General features: G+C 32.0%; 3 protein-coding genes and 1 pseudogene. All 4 read left to right on the forward strand.

The window, feature by feature from the left end:
- The coding region (locus WS44_RS09000) for a sugar phosphate nucleotidyltransferase (protein ID WP_046434075.1) at positions 1–460 on the forward strand (460 nt) is incomplete at its 5' end.
- A gap of 229 nt (positions 461–689) precedes the next feature.
- Positions 690–953 carry a hypothetical protein gene (locus tag WS44_RS09005; RefSeq protein ID WP_288145734.1) on the forward strand — a complete coding sequence of 88 codons (264 nt, stop codon included), beginning with the start codon at positions 690–692 and terminating at the stop codon, positions 951–953.
- A gap of 88 nt (positions 954–1041) precedes the next feature.
- Positions 1042–1287 (forward strand): annotated as a pseudogene (locus WS44_RS09010) (sugar nucleotide-binding protein); the annotation flags it as partial.
- Between the two features lie 448 nt (positions 1288–1735).
- Positions 1736–2196, forward strand: a 461-nt coding sequence (locus WS44_RS09015; protein ID WP_046434078.1) for an ATP-binding protein, incomplete at its 3' end; no start/stop codon positions are given.

Genomic DNA, 2196 nt, shown 5'->3' on the forward strand with positions numbered 1-2196 from the left:
TCCTTTGACTAAGCAGTTAATTAACGATTACGACAAGACTCATGCTTCAACTATTGCCGTTATGAAAGTACCACACAAGGAAGTTTCTAAGTATGGTGTGATTGCTCCAGATGGCAAGATTGGTGATGATTTGTACAATGTAAAGAGTTTTGTAGAAAAGCCAGATGTTGATAAAGCTCCAAGTGATTTAGCAATTATTGGTCGTTACTTATTAACGCCTGAAATTTTTGATGTTTTGGAATATCAAAAGCCAGGTCGTGGCGGTGAAATTCAATTAACTGACGCCATTGATACAATGAATAAAACACAACGTGTATTTGCTCAAGTCTTTAAAGGTCAACGTTTCGATGTTGGTAATAAGGAAGGCTATCTTGAAACTTCCATTCAATATGGTTTGAAGCATCCAGAAACACGCGACGCTTTACGCAAGTACATTAAGGAATTGGGTAAGACATTATAATATGATATATTAATCATGAACAACCTTTTATATTAAAATTCAAGTCATTATCTGAAGTTGAGTAATGGCGTTTTGTATGATGCTATGTACTTAGTAAAACTGATTTTGATGGAATGAAAGAAATTGAATTTTGTTTTGCTCAAGATTATCGTTTAGATTATGTTAAAGACTATCCAAAATTGCGGATGATTTTTAACTTAGAATAGGATGTATGATGAAGAATAAGGATATGCTATTACACTTATTGACCAAGATTAAAGATAGTTTAACTGATCTAGCTGGTGAGAACACAATTTTTAATGTTGCTTATGATGCGTTGAAGCAGATCGATTGTGATGATGTGAAGTCGTATCAATCCTTGAAAGATGTATTATCAGATTGCTACAAGTATTTGATTGAGCAGGAAAGTAAGGGACAATTAACACTAAATGAACGTGTGTTGTTGAACAATATTGATCGATTAGATGATTTATTAGTCGAAGGTAGGATGTAGAGAAGGGTGTAGGCCCTTTTTTGTTGGAGATAATTTATTAGTAGAATTTTTATGATAAGTGATCTCAATACAAACCAAATTGAGATGCTACATTTCTTGGTATGATTTTACCAAGGAAATCTACCGTCAAGCTGGTTACGACACCAAGGTAACGCCAGTTACCACTGCCGAATATGGTTTGTCCAAAGCAGTTCGTCCATTTAACTCACGTCTTGATAAGAGCAAGTTGGTAGAGAACGGCTTTAAGCCATTGCCAACTTGGCCTGACGCAGTTCATCGCTACTTAGAGATCTTGAAGAAGCAAGGTTTCTTTGATGAATTAGATAATAAGTAGAATAAGGATTAAGGAGGCCGTGATGGTCTCTTTTTTTATGCAATAAAAAAGCTGTTAACAGCTTAACGTGAAGATCAGTTATCAACAGGAAAAATTATAGAGACATTTTTATCTATCTTTTTATGATATCTTTTAATCCTACAATTAAAATGCTTAATATTATATTTTATAGTTTATAAGCCACCTCTTACCTATTATGCAATTAACCAGAGCTAAATTAATTGGAATGTATTTCTTAGTTGTTTGTTAACTTTTATCAATTTGGGTGATTTTAGATTTCAAGGTATAATTATTAAAGTTATAAATTATATCGCGGTTCTTACAATACACAAAATGATACAAATGTCAATACTTTTCTTTTTCTTTTTTTATAAAGATAAAACTAACTTGAAATGTTGATATAACAGTATTTCTTTCTTTTTTCTTTCTTTTACTTACAGGTGAATTTATGGATTTTATTAATTTTGTTAAAGACGTAGATGCAATTGAATTTACAACTCCAAAAGAGAGTTTACATTTAGAGTTCAAAAAGGCTAGTTGGAAATTGCCTAAAAGTATATGGGAAACAATAAGCTCATTTTCTAATACAGATGGTGGTCTTATTGTATTAGGTGTAGATGAACCAACACCACATCATTATAAAATTGTAGGTGTTGATCACCCTGATGATGTAATAAAAGAATTGTTTAACGATAATAGCAACTCTACTGTAATCAATAAGCCTGTAATTCAAAATTCTGATGTTAAAATAACTACATTTAAGGGTAAAAGATTAATTCAAATTAAAATATTTCCTGCTCAGTTTTCTGATAAGCCCATTAATGCTAAGGGTAAAACTTATATGAGAACTGATGATGGTGATCGCTTAGCCACTCATGATCAATTGAAGTATTTATATGCTGAAAGCCA

It is taken from the genome of Lactobacillus sp. N54.MGS-719, assembly GCF_000980505.1.
Lineage (GTDB): Bacteria > Bacillota > Bacilli > Lactobacillales > Lactobacillaceae > Lactobacillus > Lactobacillus amylovorus.

Bases quoted from the DNA above. Each gene is read 5' to 3' on its own strand.
- WS44_RS09005 (WP_288145734.1), top strand. From the start codon at position 690: ATGCTATTACACTTATTGACCAAGATTAAAGATAGTTTAACTGATCTA.